This is a genomic window from Micrococcus sp. CH7, from assembly GCF_001595485.1.
Lineage (GTDB): Bacteria > Actinomycetota > Actinomycetes > Actinomycetales > Micrococcaceae > Micrococcus > Micrococcus luteus.
Genome location: NZ_LOSQ01000008.1, coordinates 211918 through 231543, shown reverse-complemented (window position 1 = coordinate 231543; position 19626 = coordinate 211918). Strand labels below are relative to the sequence as shown.

At 74.9% G+C, this 19626-nt stretch carries 18 protein-coding genes; 7 read left to right on the top strand and 11 right to left on the bottom strand.

The genetic code is table 11. From position 1 onward, the window contains the following. Positions 1–32: 32 nt before the first annotated feature. The gene (locus AUV08_RS04490; RefSeq protein WP_061867643.1) at positions 33–1451 is read right to left on the bottom strand and encodes a M20/M25/M40 family metallo-hydrolase; all 1419 of its coding nucleotides are present in this window, start codon (positions 1449–1451) and stop codon (positions 33–35) included. Positions 1452–1745: 294 nt separating this feature from the next. On the opposite strand from AUV08_RS04490, the gene AUV08_RS04485 reads away from it, so the two are divergent. The 3 genes from AUV08_RS04485 (at position 1746) to AUV08_RS04475 (ending at position 4081) form a co-directional block, all read left to right on the top strand. After that, on the top strand, positions 1746–1952 hold the full coding sequence (locus tag AUV08_RS04485) for a DUF3073 domain-containing protein (protein WP_036314242.1): 207 nt from the start codon (positions 1746–1748) through the stop codon (positions 1950–1952). After that, positions 1949–2893 carry a Sir2 family NAD-dependent protein deacetylase gene (locus AUV08_RS04480; protein WP_061867644.1) on the top strand — a complete coding sequence of 315 codons (945 nt, stop codon included), beginning with the start codon at positions 1949–1951 and terminating at the stop codon, positions 2891–2893. The genes AUV08_RS04485 and AUV08_RS04480 overlap by 4 nt, the downstream gene beginning before the upstream one ends. 198 nt (positions 2894–3091) lie before the next feature. Then, on the top strand, positions 3092–4081 hold the full coding sequence (locus AUV08_RS04475) for a type IV toxin-antitoxin system AbiEi family antitoxin domain-containing protein (RefSeq protein ID WP_061867645.1): 990 nt from the start codon (positions 3092–3094) through the stop codon (positions 4079–4081). Positions 4082–4149: 68 nt separating this feature from the next. On the opposite strand, the gene purM is transcribed toward AUV08_RS04475, so the two are convergent. The 7 genes from purM to AUV08_RS04440 form a co-directional block, all read right to left on the bottom strand. Then, the gene (gene purM, locus AUV08_RS04470) at positions 4150–5307 is read right to left on the bottom strand and encodes a phosphoribosylformylglycinamidine cyclo-ligase (RefSeq protein WP_061867646.1); all 1158 of its coding nucleotides are present in this window, start codon (positions 5305–5307) and stop codon (positions 4150–4152) included. Beyond that, on the bottom strand, positions 5304–6917 hold the full coding sequence (purF, locus tag AUV08_RS04465; protein ID WP_061867647.1) for an amidophosphoribosyltransferase: 1614 nt from the start codon (positions 6915–6917) through the stop codon (positions 5304–5306). The genes purM and purF overlap by 4 nt, the downstream gene beginning before the upstream one ends. Further along, positions 6914–7321 (bottom strand): hypothetical protein, encoded by a 408-nt coding sequence (locus AUV08_RS04460; RefSeq protein WP_061867648.1) that lies wholly within the window; start codon positions 7319–7321, stop codon positions 6914–6916. The genes purF and AUV08_RS04460 overlap by 4 nt, the downstream gene beginning before the upstream one ends. A 141-nt stretch (positions 7322–7462) precedes the next feature. Then, positions 7463–7864 carry a sterol carrier family protein gene (locus tag AUV08_RS04455; protein ID WP_061867649.1) on the bottom strand — a complete coding sequence of 134 codons (402 nt, stop codon included), beginning with the start codon at positions 7862–7864 and terminating at the stop codon, positions 7463–7465. Next, positions 7861–8934, bottom strand: a complete 1074-nt coding sequence (locus AUV08_RS04450) for an asparaginase (RefSeq protein WP_061867650.1) — start codon at positions 8932–8934, stop codon at positions 7861–7863. Before AUV08_RS04450 ends, AUV08_RS04455 begins: the two co-directional genes overlap by 4 nt. An 81-nt stretch (positions 8935–9015) precedes the next feature. Next, complete coding sequence (locus tag AUV08_RS04445) at positions 9016–9813, bottom strand: ABC transporter ATP-binding protein (protein ID WP_041103971.1); 798 nt, start codon at positions 9811–9813, stop codon at positions 9016–9018. A gap of 80 nt (positions 9814–9893) precedes the next feature. Next, positions 9894–11045: an ABC transporter permease gene (locus tag AUV08_RS04440; protein ID WP_041103973.1), complete on the bottom strand. Its 1152-nt coding sequence runs from the start codon at positions 11043–11045 to the stop codon at positions 9894–9896. A gap of 187 nt (positions 11046–11232) precedes the next feature. On the opposite strand from AUV08_RS04440, the gene AUV08_RS04435 reads away from it, so the two are divergent. Together AUV08_RS04435 and AUV08_RS04430 are read left to right on the top strand one after the other, a co-directional pair. Then, complete coding sequence (locus tag AUV08_RS04435) at positions 11233–12612, top strand: sensor histidine kinase (protein WP_052520068.1); 1380 nt, start codon at positions 11233–11235, stop codon at positions 12610–12612. Then, on the top strand, positions 12609–13238 hold the full coding sequence (locus AUV08_RS04430) for a response regulator transcription factor (RefSeq protein ID WP_020624423.1): 630 nt from the start codon (positions 12609–12611) through the stop codon (positions 13236–13238). The genes AUV08_RS04435 and AUV08_RS04430 overlap by 4 nt, the downstream gene beginning before the upstream one ends. A 42-nt stretch (positions 13239–13280) precedes the next feature. On the opposite strand, the gene AUV08_RS04425 is transcribed toward AUV08_RS04430, so the two are convergent. Continuing rightward, positions 13281–13550, bottom strand: coding sequence for a hypothetical protein (locus AUV08_RS04425; protein ID WP_036314260.1), 270 nt, complete (start codon positions 13548–13550; stop codon positions 13281–13283). 62 nt (positions 13551–13612) lie between these two features. Here AUV08_RS04425 and purD point away from each other — a divergent pair, with 62 nt between their 5' ends. Beyond that, the gene (purD, locus tag AUV08_RS04420; protein ID WP_036314263.1) at positions 13613–14902 is read left to right on the top strand and encodes a phosphoribosylamine--glycine ligase; all 1290 of its coding nucleotides are present in this window, start codon (positions 13613–13615) and stop codon (positions 14900–14902) included. After that, positions 14899–15846, top strand: coding sequence for a phosphoribosylaminoimidazolesuccinocarboxamide synthase (locus tag AUV08_RS04415; RefSeq protein ID WP_049146822.1), 948 nt, complete (start codon positions 14899–14901; stop codon positions 15844–15846). Before purD ends, AUV08_RS04415 begins: the two co-directional genes overlap by 4 nt. A 65-nt stretch (positions 15847–15911) precedes the next feature. On the opposite strand, the gene AUV08_RS04410 is transcribed toward AUV08_RS04415, so the two are convergent. Both AUV08_RS04410 and AUV08_RS04405 read right to left on the bottom strand, forming a co-directional pair. After that, on the bottom strand, positions 15912–17777 hold the full coding sequence (locus tag AUV08_RS04410; protein WP_061873113.1) for an ABC transporter ATP-binding protein: 1866 nt from the start codon (positions 17775–17777) through the stop codon (positions 15912–15914). Then, positions 17774–19612 (bottom strand): ABC transporter ATP-binding protein, encoded by a 1839-nt coding sequence (locus AUV08_RS04405; protein ID WP_036314269.1) that lies wholly within the window; start codon positions 19610–19612, stop codon positions 17774–17776. The genes AUV08_RS04410 and AUV08_RS04405 overlap by 4 nt, the downstream gene beginning before the upstream one ends. Between the last annotated feature and the right edge of the window lie 14 nt (positions 19613–19626).

The following is a 19626-nucleotide window of genomic DNA, read 5'->3' as shown; positions in this document are numbered from 1 at the left end:
CGGCGTCTGCGGGTCGGACGGAGCCGCGCGGGTCAGCGGGTGCCGAGGGCGTCGGCGTCCTGCTGGAGGGTGCCGATCAGGTTGGCCACCGCGCGGGCCGTGTGGGTCAGCGTGGTGATGGAGACGTTGTCGATGTCGTCCTGGGGCGTGTGGTAGTTGTCGTCGCGGATCGACAGCAGGCCCGTCGAGGCGATGCCCGCGTCCACGAACGGCGCGTAGTCCGAGCGGCCGTTGCTGCCCTCGGGCTGGTGCGCGTGGCCGTCGCGGTCGAGCTGCGCGCCGAGCAGGGACTCAGCACCGATCGACCAGTCGGCCGTGAGCACGCCGAGCGTGTTCTGGTGGTCCAGCGGCGCCACCATGTCCAGGTTGGTGTAGAGGATGATGTCCTCGCGCTCCGCGGCGGTCAGGGTGTCCACGTAGTGGTGCGAGCCCAGCAGGCCGATCTCCTCGGCGCCCCACAGGGCGAAGCGGACCTTGCTCTCGGCCTTGTTGGCCTTGGCGGCCTGGCGCGCGACCTCGAGGGTCGCCGCGACGCCCGAGGCGTTGTCGTGGATGCCCGGGCCCTCCGGCACGCCGTCCAGGTGGGCGCCGAGCATCACGACGTCGTCGTCGCTGCCCGTGCGCGTCTCCGCCAGCACGTTCCAGGTGGGCCGCTGCTCCACGAGCTGCTCGAGGTCCAGGGTGACGGTGGCGCCGCCGCCGCGGGTCTGGGCCAGCAGGTGGGCGCCCAGCTCGCGGGTCACGCCCACGGTCCCGACGACGTCGCCCGGCTCGGCGCCCAGGGTGCCGTTCAGTGCGCCCTCGGCGTTGTTGTAGATGATGACGGCCTCGGCGCCGGAGGCGGCCGCGACCTGGGACTTCTGGGCGAAGGTGCAGTCGCCCCGGGAGACCAGGGCGACGCTGCCGGTCAGGTCCGCGCCGGCCCAGTCCGCGTCGGCGCAGCCGGTGGCGGCGCCGGCGGGGGCGGTGAGCGGGGCGTCGGTGACCTGCGCCGAGGGCGAGGACGTGAAGACGGTGTGCTCGAGGTCGCGCTGGACGGGGCCGGTCTGCTGAAGCCGGTCCCGCAAGGTCTCGGTGTAGGTGATCTCGAACTCCTGGAGCTCGACGTCGTAGCCGGCCTCCTCGAGCTCGCCCACAGCGTAGTCGAGGGAGGCCTGGAAGCCCGGCGTGCCCGCGGCGCGGTTGCCGTGCTCGTCCGCGATGGCCGCGAACGCCTCGATGTCCTGGCGGAGGTGGTCCGAGGAGATGGATCGGACCAGCTTCTCCGGGGAGTTCGGGTTGCCGCCGGCGCGGTTCAGGCCGGGGCCCAGGCCGCGGTCGGCGGTCTGCGTGGTGGCCGCGGGGGCCTTCGCGGGGGCGGCCGGGGCGGCCGGGGCGGCGAGTGAGACGGGGGCGGCGGTCAGCGTGGCGGCCAGGGTGGCGGCGGCCAGCAGGGTGGGGGTGCGGCGCATGGGCATCCTCATCGTCGGAGTGGGTGTGACGTACGCAACCTAGCCGGTCGTCCAGCGTCCGTACAGGGTGTGTGTCACGCCCGTCCAGCCGGATGCCGCCCGTGTCGCGGCCGCCCGCGCCGCGCCCGGCGCCACTGCACGCCCCGCCGGACCGGGCCGGTCGTCGTCGTCCACAGGCCGTCCGGCGGGTCATGTATCCTTGTCCGCACGAACCATATTGACCAGTGAAGACCTCGGCGGGCCCCTGTGCGCCACAGATCCGAGGCGGCGAGAGATGCGAAGGGGGTCACGCTCATGGGGCGCGGCCGTCAGAAGGCGAAGGCCACGAAGCAGGCACGGGAGATGAAGTACTTCTCTCCCGGAACAGACCTCTCGGCACTGGAGCGAGAGCTCACGGGCGGACGCACGCGCGGCCCGGAGCAGGACCAGGAGCCCGAGTACGAGGATCCGTACGCGGACCTCTACGCGGAGGACGAGGACGACGACGCGCGGGCGCGATGACGCCCGCACGGCATCCGGCCCTGGACGGGTATCAGGCCGCCCTGCGGTCGATCGCCAGGGTGGTGGATGAGACAGCACCGCTGCAGGACCCCGAGACGGCGTCTCGGGGTCTGCTGCGTCTGATGGAGGAGTCCCGCCCGCTCGTGATCACCGGGGCCGGCGTGTCCACGGACTCCGGCATCCCGGACTACCGGGGGCCAAACGGGTCCCTGCACCGCCACCGGCCGATGACGTACCAGGAGTTCCGGGACGACCCGGCCGCCCGCCACCGCTACTGGGCGCGCTCGTTCGTGGGCTGGCGCCGCATGGACCAGGCCCGCCCGAACGAGGCGCACCGCATCCTCGCGCGCTGGGCGGCCGAGGGGCGGATCGCCGGCGTCCTGACCCAGAACGTGGACGGGCTGCACGCCGAGGCCGGACGCGCGGCGGGGATGCCGGAGGACCGGCTGATCGAGCTCCACGGGGACCTGGCGCGCGTGGCCTGCCTGAACTGCGGGGCCACCGAGTCCCGCCGTGACCTGGACCTGCGGCTCGAGGCCGCCAATCCGGGCTACCTCGAGCGCGTGGCGATCGACCCGGACGCCGTGAACCCCGACGGGGACGTCTCCCTCGACCAGCACTGGGTGGAGGAGTTCACGATGGTCGGCTGCCGGGTGTGCGGCTCCGTGAAGCTCAAGCCGGACGTCGTGTACTTCGGCGAGTCCGTGCCCGCGGCGCGGCGCGCGGCCGCGGAGGCGATGGCCGACGACGGCGGCACGGTGCTCGCCGTCGGCACCTCGCTGGCCGTGATGAGCGGCTACCGGTTCGTGCTGCGGGCCGAGCGGGCCGGGCATGAGACGGGGCTGATCAACCTCGGCCCCACCCGCGCCGACGCCAAGGCCCGCTGGCGCTGGCGCGCCCCGGTCGCCGACGCGCTGGCCTGGCTCGACGCCCGCCTCTGACCCCCACCCACGTTTTCGTGCGGGAAACGGCGGACGCCGGGGCGTTTTCGTGCGGGAAACGGCGGGCGCCGGGGGTGTGGACACCGGGTGGCCCGGGGCCACGCACGACTCCTGCACAGGTGGCGCCGCCGGTGTCGTCGTCCACGGTGGGTGCTCCTGAGCGGGCGGGATAGGCCGGGTTGAGCCATCGTCACGGGCATGGCCACGTCTTCCCTGCCCCTGCCGGACATCGTCGAGACCGGCCGGCCGTTCACCCGTGGCGACCTGCGCGCGGCCGGGGTCTCGGAGCGACTGGTCCGCGGCGGTGACGTGCGGCGCGTGACGCATGGGGTCCATCGGCTCCGGACTGACCACCTCGGCTCGTGGGCGGATCTCGGTTACGCCGAGGCGCCCGCTCCCTTCGCGCCGGAGGAGACGGCCGCGGTCGTGGAGGCGAGCGGGGGAGTGGCCTCCCACCTCACGGCGCTGCTCCTGCACCGCGTGCCGCTGCCGCCGTTCCTGGCGGAGGACGGCACGGTGCACGTGTCACGGCCGCACCCGCGCGGGGCGAGCGTCCGCCCAGAGATCACCTCGCATGCCCGCCTCGTCCCGGCCGCGGATGTGACCGTCCTCCACGGGATCCGCCTGACGAGCCTGGAGCGATCCTGGGCGGATCTGGCCGCACTGCTCCGTCCAGGCATGCTCGTGCCCGTCGTGGCGGCCGGGGACGCTCTCGTCCACCGGCCGTGGTCGCCGGAGGGGCGCCGCTCACCACGGACCACGACGGCGGCCCTGCGGTCCGCGCTCCTGCGTGCCGGGCGGTTCAAGGGAGTGCGCACCGCCCGTGCCGCCCTCGAGCTGGTGCGGGTGGGCGCGGACTCCCCGCAGGAGACAGCCCTGCGACTGGCCCTGGTCCACGCCGGCCTGCCCGAGCCGGAGCTCCAGCTGGTGCTGCACCCGGGCCGGGCGCGGTCGCCGGACGCGGATCTGGGGTGGCGGCAGTGGCGCGTGGTGGTCCACTACGACGGCGGTCACCACCTCGACCCGGCACAGGTCGCCGTGGACGCGTGGCGGGACGAGGGGTGGGCGCGCGCGGGCTGGACGCAGATCTGGGCCACGGTGGACGACGCGCGGGACGACTTCCGGCGCGTCGTCGCCGAGGTGCAGGCGCACCGGGCCCGGCTCGGCGGGCGGGTGTTCGCGTCGTGAACCGCCGTTTCCCGAACGAAAACGCTCCGGAGTCCGCCGTTTCCCGAACGAAAACGCCCCCGTGGGGGTCAGGCGGCGTACTGGCCGCGCATCAGCACGGCGCCGCCGTCGACGCCCTTGGCGCCCTGCACGAAGTCCAGGCCGGCGGCCGCCGCGTCGTCGGTGAGGGCGCCGATGGTGCCCATCTCCCACGCGTCGATGCCGGCGTCCACGAGCACGGAGATCGACTTCGCGGCCACCTCCGGGTCCACCACGGCCACCATGCCCACGCCGAGGTTGAGGGTGCGCTCGAGGTCGGACTGCGGAACGCGGCCGAGCTCGCCCACCAGGCGGAACACGGGCGGCAGGGACCAGGTGTCGCGCTCGACGGTCGCCATGAGGCCCTGGGGGAGCACGCGCGCCAGGTTCGCGGCCAGGCCGCCGCCGGTCACGTGGCTGAAGGCGCGCACCGGCAGGTCCGACCCGCCGTCGTGCCCGTTGAGGCGCTGCACCAGGTCGAGGCAGGCGCGGGAGTAGATGCGGGTCGGCACGAGCAGCTCCTCGCCGAGGGTGCAGCCGAGCTCGGTGACCTCGCGGTCCAGGGACCAGCCCGCGGCGTTCACCACGCGGCGCACGAGCGAGTAGCCATTCGAGTGGATGCCGGAGGAGGCCATGCCGATCACGACGTCGCCGGACTGCACCCGCTCCGCGCCCAGGACCATGTCCGCCTCGACCACGCCGGTGGCCGCGCCCGCCACGTCGTACTCGTCCGCGGCCAGCAGGCCCGGGTGCTCGGCGGTCTCGCCGCCCACGAGCGCGGTGTCGGCCAGGCGGCAGCCCTCGGCCACGCCGCGCACGATGTCCGCGATGCGCTCGGGCACGACCTTGCCGCACGCGATGTAGTCGGTCATGAACAGGGGCTGGGCGCCGACCACCACGATGTCGTCCACGACCATGCCCACGAGGTCCTGGCCGATGGTGTCGTGCTTGTCCATCGCCTGTGCGATCGCCACCTTGGTGCCGACGCCGTCCGTGGACGTGGTCAGCAGCGGCTTGCGGTACTGCAGCAGCGCGGAGGCGTCCCACATGCCGGCGAAGCCGCCGATGCCGCCCAGGACCTCGGGGGTGTGGGTGGCCTTCACGGCGTCCTTCATCAGCTCGACGGCGCGGTCGCCGGCCTCCACGTCGACGCCGGCCGAGGCGTAGGTGATGGGGGTGGCGGAGGAGGGGGTCTGGTTCGGGGTCACAGCGGGGTCCTGTCCGTCTCGGTGAGCAGCTTCTCGTCGTCGGCGTCCGGGCCGGGCTCGCAGCCCGTGGCGGTCACGGTGGTGGTCTCGCCGTCCACGTCCAGCACCACGGTGGACGCGGGCGACACGGCGACCGGCTCCAGCAGGCCCTTGCCGCGCTCGCCCTCGTCGGCCAGCGGGATCGGGTAGTCGCCGGTGAAGCAGGCGGTGCACAGGCGTTCGCGCGGCTGCCCGGTGGCCTCGATCATGCCCTCCTCGCTGATGTAGGCCAGCGAGTCGGCGCCGATGGATGCGGCGATCTGGTCCACCGCGGCGCCGTTGGCGATGAGCTCGGCGCGGGTGGCGAAGTCGATGCCGTAGAAGCAGGGCCACTTCACGGGAGGGGAGGAGATCTTCACGTGCACTTCGGCAGCGCCGGCCTCCTTGAGCATCCGCACGACGGCGCGCTGGGTGTTGCCGCGCACGATCGAGTCGTCCACCACCACGACGCGCTTGCCGGCCACCACGGTGGACTGGACGTTGAGCTTGAGGCGGATGCCGAGCTGGCGCAGCGTCTGGGACGGCTGGATGAAGGTGCGGCCCACGTACGCGTTCTTCACGAAGCCCTGGCGGAACGGCAGGCCCGAGGCGTCCGCGTAGCCCACGGCGGCGGGCGTGCCGGACTCGGGCACGGGGATCACGACGTCGGCCCCGACCGGCTGCTCGAGCGCGAGGCGGCGGCCCATCTCCACGCGGGACTCGTACACGGAGCGCCCGGCGATCGTGGCGTCCGGCCGGGCGAGGTAGACGTACTCGAACACGCAGCCGGCCGGCTTGGACTCGGCGAAGCGGGTGGAGCGGATGCCCTCCTCGTCGATCGCGATCATCTCGCCGGGCTCGACCTCCCGGATGAAGGAGGCGCCGACGGTGGCGAGGGCCGACTGCTCGGAGGCCACCACCCAGCCGCGCTCGAGGCGGCCGAGCACGAGCGGGCGCACGCCCTGCGGGTCGCGGGCGGCGTAGAGGGTGTGCTCGTCCATGAACACGAAGCAGTAGGCGCCGCGGATCTTCGGCAGCAGCTCGAGGGCGGTCTCCTCGAGGCGGTCCCCGGGGGTGCCGTGCAGCAGGGCCGTGACCAGGGCGGTGTCCGTGGTGTTGCCCTGCTTCATCTCACCGTGGGTGTGGCGGCCGTCCGCGGCGTGCACCATGCGCAGCAGCTCGGCGGAGTTCACGAGGTTGCCGTTGTGCGCCAGGGCGACCGTGCCGTCGTCGGCGGTGGCGCCCAGGGTGGGCTGGGCGTTGGCCCACTTGTTCACGCCGGTGGTGGAGTAGCGGCAGTGGCCGACGGCGATGTGGCCGCTCAGCGCGGTCAGGGTGGCCTCGTCGAACACCTGGGAGACCAGGCCGATGTCCTTGTAGACGGCGATGCGCCCGCCGTCCGAGACGGCGATGCCCGCGGACTCCTGGCCGCGGTGCTGGAGGGCGTACAGGCCGTAGTAGGCCAGCTTCGCGACCTCCTCTCCCGGCGCCCACACGCCGAACACGCCGCATTCGTCCTGCGGCCCCTGGTCCTGGGGGTCGAGGGCGGCGGTCAGGCGGCCGTCGCCTCGTCGGGTGCGCGGTGCGATCACTGCTCGGGGGTCCTTTCGGTGGGGGTGGTGCGGGCGGGCGGGGCACCCGCGTCCACGCGGTCCAGGCGGACGTCCGCCATGGCCGGGTCGTCGGTGCGCTCGAGGACCACGGTGCGCGCGGTCGACCGGGAGCGGCGGTCCAGCAGCAGCCACACGAGCAGTCCGAGCACGCCGGTGCCGAGCATGCTCAGCAGGGCCGCGAAGCCGAACGTCTCCGAGAAGGAGAGCGGGATGCCGGAGTACGGGTCCGCGGGCGGGGTGGGGGAGGCATGGACCGCGGTGGTGATCACGAGGGCGATCAGCAGGCCGAGCGCGAGCGCCACCGCGAGCACCGCGGTCAGCCGCGGGGCGCGACGGACGGTGTAGGCGCGCTGATCGGGGGTCGGCTCGGGGGCGGAGGTCATGCGCGCCAGTCTATCGAGTCGGCCGCTGGGGCCAGTCCCGGGTGTCCGGGGTGGGACCGGCAGAGCTGCATCCCGCGACGAGGAACGGTGCCGACGTTCGAACGGTCGGCGCCGTCGAGAGGACTGCCGGACACCCCTCGCTCACGGCCGCACGAGCGGCAGGTGCGCGCCGAGGTCGGCCCGCACGCCCGAGGCGCGCACGCCGCCGGCCGCCGTCGCGTCCTCCCAGGTCGTCAGCCCCGTGGCCAGGGACAGCCATGTCACGGCGTCCATCTCCACGACGTTGGGCGGGGTGCCGCGTGTGTGCCGGGGCCCGGGGAGGCACTGGGCGACGCCGAAGGGCGGCACGCGCACCTCCACCGAGTTCCCGGGCACGCGGGTCGCCAGCTCCTCGAGCGCGAAGCGCACCGCCGTCGCCCGCGTGGGGCGCGGCAGCGCGGCGGCCGCCGCGGGGTCCTCCGCGTGGGCGCGTGCCCACGCCAGCAGCGCCGCGTGGCCCTCGACGACAGGCACCCGGCGGCGCGGGACGGAGCCGGTGGTCACGCCCGCGCCTCGAAGGCCGGCAGGACGTCCCCCACGAGGTCCCGCACCGGCGCGGCCAGGCGGATCTCGCCGACCGGCTCGCCCCGGCCGAGCACCGGGGGCACGACGGCGGCCAGCACGCCCGGCAGCGTCGCCCGGTCCACGTGGTCCGGGGCGAACCGGGCCAGCAGCGCGAGCGCGACCAGGTCGCCGGCCCGCGTGCCGCCGTCGAGCGCCTTGACGGCCACGGCCGTGCCGTCCGGCGCGGCCATGACGAGGACGCCGTCCGCGCCCACCTTGGCGAGCAGGCCGAGCTCGCGCATCACCACGGTGTTGGAGCTCGTCTCCCCGTGGACGGCCCACGGGTGCTCGAGCATCGCCGTGGCGACGGCGGCCGCGTGCGGATCCGCGTCGGCGCGGCCGGGCGCCGCGGCGACCCGCCCGATGCCGCGGGCCAGGCCCGCCAGCGTGATGACGGCGGCCGGGGCGCCACAGCCGTCCACACCGGTGTGGGCCACCGGCTCGCCGCAGTACTCGGCGATCACCGCGTCCACCTCGCGCTGCAGCGGGTGCGCCGGGTCGAGGTACGTGGCGACGTCGTGCCCGGACGCCGCGCAGGCCGCGAGGAAGCCGGCGTGCTTGCCGGAGCAGTTGAAGGCCAGCGGGGTGGCGGCGGCGGCCTCGCCGTCGCGGCGGACCTGGGCGACCACCTCGGAGGTGTCCGCGGGCCAGGCCGGCGGGCACTGCAGGGCGGACGCGTCGAGGCCGGCGTCCGCGAGCATGCGCTCGGCCAGCGCCTGGTGCCGGAGCGTGCCCCGGTGCGAGCCGCACGCGATGGACAGGGCCTCGCCCTCCAGCGCCGCCCCGTGGCGCAGCGACGCGATGGCCTGGAACGGCTTCAGCGTGGAGCGCGGGTAGATCAGCGCGTCTGCGGGGCCGAGGGCGGCCAGCACCCGCCCGTCGGGGCCGGTCACGACGGCGGCGCCCGCCGTGCGGGACTCGACGAAGCCGTTGCGGACGGTCTCCACGAGCTCGACGGCGTCGGACAGGGCGAAGGTCTCGCCCGTGGGGGCGACGGTGGCGTGGGTCATGCGGTCCAGGGTAGCGAGGACCCCGGACGCGCCGGGCGTCCGGGGCCGGTGGGCCGGGTCAGGTCCGGCGGCATCACCGGCTCACTCCGCGGAGAGCCGCCCGTCCACCATGGTCAGGGTGCGGTCCGTGGCCGAGAGGAATTCGTGGTCGTGCGTGACCATGAGCGTCGCCACCTGCTCCTCGCGGGTCAGCGTGCCCAGCAGGTCCACGACGGCGGCCGAGCGCTCGCGGTCCAGCGCGGAGGTGGGCTCGTCCACGAGCAGCAGCGTCGGCGAGGCCATCAGCGCGCGCACGATGTTCACGCGCTGCCGCTGACCGCCCGAGAGCTGGTGCGGGCGCTTGCCGGCCTGGTCGGCCAGGTCCACACGCTCGAGCAGCTCCAGGGCCCGCGCCTTGGCGGCCCTGCGGTCGGCGCGGGTGGCGTCACGGTCCAGGTGCACGGTCAGCTCCAGCTGCTCGGCCGCCGTGAGGGACGGGATGAGGTTGGGCTGCTGGAAGATCATGCCGATCTCCTGGCCGCGCAGCGCGGTGCGCTCCTTCCGGGACAGCCCGGCCATCTCGCGGCCGGCCACGGACACGCAGCCGGAGGTGGGCGTCACCAGGCCCGCGGCCACCGCCAGCAGGGAGGACTTGCCCGAGCCGGACGGGCCGACCATCGCGGTGAACGTGCCGGGGAGCAGGTCCAGGCTCACCTCGTCCAGGGCGCGCAGCACGCCGCGCTCGCCGTCCGGGTACTCCAGCACGAGGTCGCGCACGGACAGCGCGGGGGTGGCGTCGGCCGCGGCGGCGGGGCGCTCGCCGGCGACGCGGTGGGCGGCCGCGGCGGCCGGGGTGCGGAGGGCGTCGAGGTCGGCCTGCGGGGCGGTGAGGGTGGTCATGGGGAGGTCCTTTCTCCAGGCGGGGGCGAGGCGGAGCCGAGGGGGACGACGGCGCCGGGCGGCGCCGTCGTCGGAGGCGGTCAGTTGCCGCCGAGGGCGACCAGCGGGTCGATCCGGGTGACGCGGTAGACCGCGACGACGGCGGCGAGCATGCCGAGCACGAGGACCCCGGCGGCGGGCACCGCGGTGGTGGCCCACGAGAGCTCGAACGGGACGGCCCGCCCCGCGAACGCGCCGACCACGGCGGCCAGCCCGGTGCCCACGGCCACGCCCCCGACGAGCACGAACGCGGCCTGCGCGAGCGAGTCCTTCAGCACCCAGCCGTTCGAGCCGCCGAGGGCCTTGAGCACCGCGATGTCGCGGGTGCGCTGCACCGTCCAGATGGACAGGAACGCGATCACCACGAGCGCCGAGATGCCGTACAGGAAGCCCTGCATGGTCATCAGGGAGCCGTTCTCGGACCGGTAGCTGGGCAGGGCGGCGTAGGAGCCCTTCACGGTCTCGGCGACGGTGCCCGCGGCGTCGTCACCGGCGGCGGCCACGGCGTCGACGTCGGCGCCGGCGTCGAAGCGCACCAGGCCGGCGGTGCCGAGCACCGCGTCGTCGGCGGTGTGCGAGATGGCGTTCCAGTCCTCGAGCGCCAGCCACGTCACGGGGGAGTGGGAGTAGTACTCGGTCGGCACGACGTCGGCCACGGTGTAGACGAAGCCGGAGACCGCGACGGCGTCACCCTCCTGCGCGTGGAGGGAGTCGGCCACGTCCTGGCTGAGCACGATCTGCCCGGGCTCGACGCCGGCCGGCGCGTCGGAGCCGCCCGGGGTGAGACCGATGAACGCGGTGGTGGCCACGCCGGTGGTGGGCTCGCCGGACACGTCCGCGCGGCCCTGCGGGTCCGTGTCCACGGGGTGCTCGAGGCCGATGGCCCGGCCCTGGCTCACACCGAGCGGCTCGACGGAGGCCACGCCGTGAGTGGCCGCCCACGCGTCGCGCTGGGCCACGGTGAACTCGGACTGGGTGAACGACGCGGTGGGCTCCTGGCCCGCCGCGCCGCCGAAGACCAGACGCTGCACGCCCTGCTCGCCGAGGCGGTCGATCGCGGCGGTGTTCTGCCCGCCCAGGCCGGCCGTGAGGCCGGAGAGCATGACGAGCAGCAGGCTGATGAGGGCCACCACGGAGCCCATGAGGGCGAACCGTCCGGTGGCGAAGCGGAGGTCGCGGAGTGCGAGGAACACGGGGCGCGTCCTTTCCTGGGAGAGGTCTGTCCTGAGATTGCCTCCACGGTCTCGCGCGGGGAGGGGTCGGCACATCGCCCGCGGCGGCTGGACCCGGTCAACCGAATGGTTGATCCCGGCGGCTCAGCGGCGCAGCCCCGGGGCCGCGGGCCGCTGTCGCGTCCGGGGCGCGCCCTAGGGTGGAGCCATGTCCGTCGCACCCCGCGCCGCCGTGCCCCCCGCGGCCGCCGAGACCGGCACCACCGCCGTGCTCGCCGGCCTGCGCGTGGCCCTGCACGTCACGTTCGCCGCGCTGCTCACCGTGGGGCTGGCGCGCGCGCTCGCGGACCGGTCCCCGGAGGCGTCCTCCGGTCCGTTCCCGGCCACCACCCTGGTGCTGCTGACCGCCGCGCTGGCGGGCGTCTACCTGGCCGGGACCGTGCTGGAGCGGCGCCGGTGGGCCCGGGGCGACGACGTCGGCCGCGGTCCGGCGGTCGCCTGGCTGGCCCTGGTGCTGCTGCTGTGGGGCCTGCTCGTGGCCCACCACGGCGACTTCGCGTGGGTCGCCTTCCCCCTCTTCTTCGTCGTCCTGCACGTGGTCGACCGGGTGGCCCGGCAGGCCTGGGTGCGCCACGTGGTCGGGCCCGCGCTGGTGGTGGCGATGGCCGTCGTCGTGGTGGCCGGGATGGCGGCGGGCGCCGGCGGCGTGCGGGTGCCGGCCGTCATTGGTCCGCTGGTGGGCGCCGCCGTGGCCGTGGTGCTCTCCGGGGCGTACCGCGCCCTGCACGCCGAGTCCGAGCGCCAGCGTGCCGTGGCCGAGCAGCTGCGCGCCGCGCAGGCCGAGCTCGCGCGCACCGAGCACCGGGCGGGGGTGAGCGCCGAGCGGGAGCGGCTCGCCCGCGAGATCCACGACACCCTCACCCAGGGGCTGGCCTCGATCGTGCTGGTCTCGCGCGCGGCCCAGGACGCGCTCGACGCCGCCGACCCCGCCCTCGCCCGGCAGCGCATGGAGACCGTGCGCGCCACGGCCGCCGAGAACCTCGCCGAGTCCCGCCGCTTCGTCCGCGACCTGCGCGGCACCGGGGCACCGTCCCTCATCGAGGCGCTCGAACGAGCGGTCGCCGGGTTCGCCGACCGGCAGGCCGCCGCCGGGACGCCCGTGGCTGCGGACGTCGAGGTCGTGGGGGAGCCGGTCGCGGTCGCCGAGGCCGTGGAGACCGCGGTGCTGCGAGCCGTGCAGGCCTCCCTGGCGAACGTGGGCGCGCACGCGGGCGCTCGGCGCGCCCGGGTCACGCTGGGCTACCTCGGTGATGAGCTGACGGTGGACGTGGCCGACGACGGCGCGGGGTTCGACCCGGCCGTCGTCGCGGCCCGCCCCCGGGCCGGAGCCGCCGGTGCCGACCCGGGGGCGGGGACCGGCGTGGGGCTGGCGAGCGTGCGCGAGCGTCTCGCTGCGGTGGGCGGCGAGGCCACCGTCGAGTCGGCCCCCGGCGAGGGCACCGTGGTGGCGCTGCGGGTGCCGCTGGCCGCCGCCGGGGCCGGCCGGAGCGCTGATCCCGAGCAGACCGAGAGCGAGGAGACCGCATGAGCGTGCGGGTGATGCTGGTGGACGACCACCCCGTGGTCCGGGCGGGGGTGCGGGCCGTCGTCGAGGCGCACCCGGACCTGAGCGTGGTGGCCGAGGCCGCCGACGGGGCGGAGGCGATCGGCGTCCTGGAGGCGGGCGAGCCCGCGGTGGACGTCGTGCTGATGGACCTGCAGATGGGCGCGGGGATGGACGGCGTGACCGCCACCCGCGCGGTGCGGGAGCGGTGGCCGGGGGTGCAGGTGCTGATCCTGACGACCTTCGACACGGAGGCGGACATCCTCGCGGCCGTGAACGCGGGCGCTGCCGGCTACCTGCTCAAGGACGCCCCGAGCGAGGAGATCGCCTCGGCGGTGCGGCAGGCGGCGGCGGGGCGCAAGGCGCTGGCCCCGCAGGTCGCGGCCACGCTGATGGGGCGCATGTCCGGCGGCTCCGAGGTGCTGTCCGAGCGGGAGATCCAGCTGCTCGAGCTGATCGCGCGGGGCGCCACGAACAAGGTGGCCGCGAAGGAGCTGTTCATCTCCGAGGCCACCGTGAAGACGCACCTGGTGCACATCTTCCAGAAGCTCGGGGTGGACAACCGCACGCGCGCCGTCGACGAGGCCCGGCGACGGCGCATCATCCGCTGACGGGCAGGCCGAGGCGGCCGGCCCTGGAGGGCCCGGCCCTGCTCAGCGGCGCCGCACGTACCGGGTGATCACCGCCGCGGCGACGGCGGCCAGCGCCAGCACGCCGAGCGCGGCGGGCAGGCTGAGGTCGCCGCGCTGGACGCCGAACCCCCGCAGCGTCCAGAAGACGATCAGGGCGCACGTGAACATCACGCCGACGAACATCCAGACCGACCGGAGCCCGGGTCCCAGCCCCGCACCGGGCCGGTGGCGGGGGTCACGGGGGTCACCGTCGTCGCCGGGCTGACCGTGGTGGAGGGGAGGCATCGTCATGCGCTCCACCGTAGGGGCCACGGGCCGGGCCGGGCCAGGGCCACCGCGTAGGCTTCAGGCTCGTGAAGACCCTTGTGCTCGGCAACGGCGGCCGCGAACACGCGCTGCTCACCGCCCTCTCCCGTGATCCGCAGGTCAGCGCCCTCCACGCGGCGCCCGGCAACGCCGGCATGGCCGACCTCGCCACCCTCCACGCCGTCGAGGCCACCGACCCGGCCGCCGTCGTGGCGCTCGCGCGCGAGCTGGGGGCCGACCTCGTCGTCGTCGGACCCGAGGCCCCGCTGGCCGCCGGCGTCTCCGACGCCCTGCGCGAGGCCGGGTTCGCCGTGTTCGGCCCCTCGCAGGCCGCCGCGCAGCTCGAGGCGTCCAAGGCCTTCGCCAAGGAGGTCATGGCCGCCGCGGGCGTGCCCACCGCCGGCTCCCGCGTGTGCACCACCGCCGCGGAGGCCGCCGCCGCCCTCGACGAGTTCGGCGCCCCGCACGTCGTCAAGGACGACGGTCTGGCCGCGGGCAAGGGCGTCGTGGTCACCTCCGACCGCGCCGAGGCCCTCGCCCACGCCGAGGCCTGCTTCGCCGCCGGCGGCACCGTGGTGATCGAGGACTTCCTGGACGGCCCCGAGGTCTCCCTCTTCGTGATCTGCGACGGCGAGGCCGCCGTCGCCCTCACCCCCGCCCAGGACTTCAAGCGCATCCACGACGGCGACGCCGGCCCCAACACCGGCGGCATGGGCGCGTACACGCCGCTGCCGTGGCTGCCCGAGGGCTTCACGGACGAGGTCATGGACCGCGTGGCCCGCCCCGTGCTCGCCGAGATGGCCCGCCGCGGCACCCCGTTCACGGGCGTGCTGTTCTGCGGCCTGGCCGTGACCGCCGAGGGCGTGGAGGTCATCGAGTTCAACGTGCGCTTCGGCGACCCCGAGACCCAGGCCGTGCTCGCCCGCCTCGAGACGCCCCTGGGCGGGCTGCTCGCCGACGCCGCGGCCGGCCGGCTCGGCGCGGACCGTCGACTCGAGTGGAGCGACGACGTCGCCGTGGACGTGGTCATGGCCTCGGCCGGCTACCCGGCCTCCTCCTCGAAGGGCGACGTGATCACCGGGCTGGCCGACGCGGCCGGCCTCGAGGGCGTGCACGTGATCCACGCGGGCACCGCGGTGTCCGGTGAGGACGTGGTGACGGCGGGCGGCCGGGTGCTGGCCGTCGTCGGGCGCGGGGCGGACCTGGCCCAAGCGCGCGAGCGCGCCTACGCGGGCGTCGAGCGCATCCGGTTCGACGGCGCCCAGTGGCGCACGGACATCGGACTCAAGGCCGAGCGCGGCGAGATCACCGTGCCGGGGACGGAGGGAGCGAAGTGAGCGGGGAGCGCGTGGGGTTCACGGGGGCCGAGGCCCTCGAGCTGCCGGGCTGGCGGCACGTCTACTCGGGCAAGGTGCGGGACCTGTACGAGCCCGCTGACGCCGAGCCGGGGCGGTCCGCGACGCTGCTCGTGGTGGCCTCCGACCGGATCAGCGCCTACGACCACGTGCTGGAGCCGCCGATCCCGGACAAGGGCGCCATCCTCACCCGGTTGACCCTGTGGTGGTTCGAGAAGCTGGCCGAGGGCTACAACGGGGCCCACGCCGAGCCGGTCGAGCACCACGTGGTGAGCGCGGACGTGCCCGCGGCCGTGGCCGGGCGGGCGATGATCGTCAAGCGCCTGGACATGTTCCCCGTGGAGTGCATCGCCCGCGGCTACCTGACCGGCTCCGGCCTGGCCGAGTACCGCGCGTCGGGCACGGTGGCCGGCCTGCCGCTGCCCGCCGGGCTCGTGGACGGCTCGCGGGTCGACCCGCCGATCTTCACGCCGTCCGCGAAGGCCGAGGTCGGCGAGCACGACGAGAACATCACGTTCGAGCAGATGGTCGAGCGCGTGGGCACCGAGGCCGCCGAGCGCCTGCGGTTCCTCACCCTGGACCTGTACGCCCGCGCCGAGGCGATCGCCCGCGAGGCCGGCATCATCCTGGCGGACACGAAGGTCGAGTTCGGTGTGGACCCGGCCACCGGCCAGGTGGTGCTGGGCGACGAGGTCCTCACCCCGGACTCCTCCCGGTTCTGGGACGCCGAGGACTACGAGCCCGGCCGCCCCCAGGCGAGCTTCGACAAGCAGTTCGTCCGCGACTGGCTCACGGGCCCCGACTCCGGTTGGGACAAGACCAGCGGGGAGGCCCCGCCGGCGCTGCCCGCCGACGTCGTGGCCAAGACCCGCGACCGCTACGTGGAGGCGTACGAGCGCCTGACGGGCCGCCCCTTCGACGCCTGACCCGCACTTTCGAACGTGAGATATGTCCTCTGTCACGTTCGAAAGCGCGTCGGGCGCGCCACCCGTCAGGCGAGCGAGTCCTCCCAGGCCCGGTGCAGCGCCGCGAACCGCCCGTCGGCCGCCACCAGCTCGGCGGGGCTGCCGTCCTCGACGATCCGGCCGTCGTGCATCACGAGCACCCGGTCGGCGGTCTCGACGGTGCTGAGCCGGTGGGCGATGATCAGTGCCGTCCGGTTCCCCAACAGCCGCTCCAGCCCGGCCTGCACGAGTCGCTCGCTCGGCAGGTCCAGCGACGACGTCGCCTCGTCCAGGATCAGCACGGCGGGGTCCGCGAGGAACGCCCGCGCGAACGACACGAGCTGCCGCTGTCCCGCGCTCAGCCGCCCGCCGCGCTTGGCGACGTCGGTCGCGTAGCCCTCGGGCAGCCCCAGGATGAAGTCGTGCGCCCCCACCGCCCGGGCGGCCGCCTGGATCTCGGCCTCGGTGGCGTCGGGCCGGCCGAGGGCGATGTTCTCCGCGATCGACCCGGAGAACAGGAACGCCTCCTGGGTCACCATCACCACGTTGCGCCGCAGATCCGCCTGGCTGAGCTCGCGCAGCTCCACCCCGTCCAGCGTCAGCGAGCCGGTGGAGACGTCGTAGAACCGGGCGATGAGCTTGGCCAGCGTCGACTTGCCCGCACCCGTCTGGCCCACCACGGCCACGGTCTGCCCGGCCGGGATCACGAGGTCGAACTCCGGCAGCACCACCCGGTCCGGCCCGTAGCTGAACACCGCGTCCCGGAACTCCACCCGCCCGGACGCCACGCCCGTCCCCGGAGCGTCGGCCCCGGGCAGCGGCCTGGGCTCGGCGGCCTCCACCACGGTGGGCTCCTCCTCGAGCAGGCCGGAGACCTTCTCGAGTGCCGCCGTCGCGGACTGCAGCGACGAGTAGAACATCGCCACCATCTCCATGGGCTGGAACACGCGCCGCCCGGCCAGCAGGAGCGCCACGAGCACCCCCACCTCGAGGTCGCCGTCGAGCACGCGCAGGCCCCCGGTCACGAGCAGCGCCGCCACCGTCAGGTTGCCCGTCGCCACGAGCACCGGCTGCAGGATGCCGAACAGGTTGAGCGTGGCCACCATGTCGTCCCGGTAGGCCGTGGCCAAGTCGCGGTACCGCGCGTCGTTGTCCCGTTCCCGCCGGAAGGCCTGGACCGCGCGGATGCCGGTCATGGTCTCCACGAAGTGCACGATCGACCGCGCCGAGGACACCCGTGACCGCCGGTACGCCTCCTCGGACCGCACCTGGTACCAGCGCGTCACGATCGCCACCGGCACGGCCGCGCCCAGCAGCACGAGGAACGACGGCGGGTCCAGCAGCAGGATGGACGCCGCGGTGAACGACATGAACATCAGCCCGGACACGAGCGAGGACACGCCCTGGTCCAGCAGCTCCCGCAGCGCCTCCAGGTCCGAGGTCTGCCGCGAGATCACCCGCCCGGACGTGTACCGCTCGTGGAAGCCGAGGCTCAGCCGCTGCGTGTGCCGGAACACGCGCAGCCGCAGGCTCAGCAGCATGGCCTGGCTCGCCCGCGCGGTGAGCCACGTGTACGCCCCCAGCAGGCCGCCGGAGACGAGGGCCGCCGCCACGTACGCCCCGCCCACGGGGACGAGGATGGGCCAGACGGACTCGCCGGCCCGCACGGCCTCGACGACGCGCGGCAGCTCCGCGTCGATCGCCCAGGCGATGATCAGCGGCCCGGCCGCCCGCGCCGCGTTGGACACGAGCACGAAGACCACGGTGAGCAGCAGCGTCCCCCGGACCGGCCGCGCGAGCTCGCCGAGCAGCCGGAAGGACCGGCGCCGGATGTGGCGGCGCTCCGCGCGGGTGTAGTCGAGGTCCTCTTCGGCCCCCACGCCGCGCACGCGGCTCACGTCGGCGGCGCTCATGCCTGCTCCTCCGGTCGGCTCGAGATGATGTGCCGGTACACGGCGCTGCGGGCCAGCAGTTCGGGGTGCGTCCCCACGTCCTCGATCCGCCCGTCCGCCAGCACCGCGACCCGGTCCGCCAGGGCCACGGTGGAGGGACGGTGCGCCACGATCAGGGTGGTCGTCCCGTCGAGGACCTCGCGCAGGCGCGCGGTCACGGCCTCCTCGGTGCGCACGTCGAGGGCGGAGAGGGGGTCGTCCAGCACGAGCACGTCCGGGCGCGCCGCGATCGCGCGGGCGAGGGCGATCCGCTGGCGCTGTCCGCCGGAGAGGCTGAGGCCCTCCTCGCCGATCTCGGTCTCGACGCCGTCCGCCAGGTCCGCCACGAAGCCCGCCTGCGCGGTCTCGAGCGCGAGGTCGAGCAGGGCGTCCGCCGCGGGGGAGTGGAGGCCGTCCGCGAGCACGTCCGCCGGGGCGCCGAGCAGCACGTTCTGCCGGATGGTCGCGGAGAACAGTGTGGCGTCCTCGAACGCCACGGACACCCGCCGGCGCAGCTCCTCGAGCGGCATCCGGCGCACGTCCACCCCGTCCACGCAGACGGAGCCCGCCGTGACGTCGAGCAGCCGGGGGACCAGCTGCAGCAGCGTCGACTTGCCGGCGCCGGTCGCGCCGACCAGGGCCATCGTCTCGCCGGGCACCAGCTCGAGGTCGACGCCGTCGAGCAGGTCGCGCTCCCCGCGCCCCGGGTCCGCGTCCGGCCAGCGGAAGCGCACCCCGCGGAACGCGAGCGCGCCGGTGGCCGGGGGCACGACGGCGGCCTCCCCGGTGGGCGAGGCGATGTCCACGGGCGTGGCGAGGACGTCCACGTGGCGGTCGATCGCCGTGCGGGCCGAGAGCGTCATGCCCATCAGCTGGCCCACCGACTCGACCGGCCCGGCCAGCACGGCCGCGGTGGCGAAGTAGGCGGCGAGCGCGCCCACCGTCAGCTCCCCGGTCGCCACGAGCCACAGGCCCAGGGCGAGGCCCAGGCCCAGCACCGTCTCCGGCAGGGCCACGATGAGCGCGATGAACCGGGCCAGCACCGAGGCCTTGTGCACCTCGGTGCCCTGCAGCGTGCGGGCGCGCCCGCGGAAGCCGTCGAGGGCGTGCGCGCCGCGGCCGAACGCCTTGAGGACGCGGATGCCGTGCACCGACTCCTCGACGGACGTGGCGAGGTCCCCGGCCTGGTCCTGGGAGAGCCGGGACGCGGCGCGGAAGTCGTTGCGGAACCCGAACGACGCCCACATGATCGGCACGGCCGCGGCGAGGTAGAGCAGGGCCAGCTGCCAGGACAGCAGGAACAGCAGGACGAGGCCGACGGCGATGGTCACCACGTCCACCACGAGCATGACCGAGCCGAACGCGATCCACCGCCGCAGCAGCGAGAGGTCGCCCTGGGCCCGGGAGAGCAGCTGCCCCGAGGGCCACGCGTCGTGGAACGCCACCGGCAGGCGCTGGAGCCGTTCGAACAGGGCGATGCGCGCCCGGTTCTCCACCCCGGCGGCCGGCGGGAGGATGAAGTACCGGCGCAGGCCGATGAACGCGGCCTCGGCGAGGCCGAGCACGGTGAGCAGGCCGGCGGCCCGCCACACGTCCGCGCGGGAGTCGGGGGAGGAGGGCCCGGCGAGCACAGTCTGCGTGAACACGGTGTCCACGAGCAGGTGGATGACCTGCGGGATGGCCAGGGCCACGAGGCCCGCCGCCGTGGCCGAGGCGAGCCCGAGCACCCAGCGCGCCCGCACGCCCTCGAGGTACGGTGCGATCCCGCCCAGGGCGTCACGCAGGGACGAGGCGGCGGGAGAGGTGGCGCGGGTCACGGGGCTCCACTGTA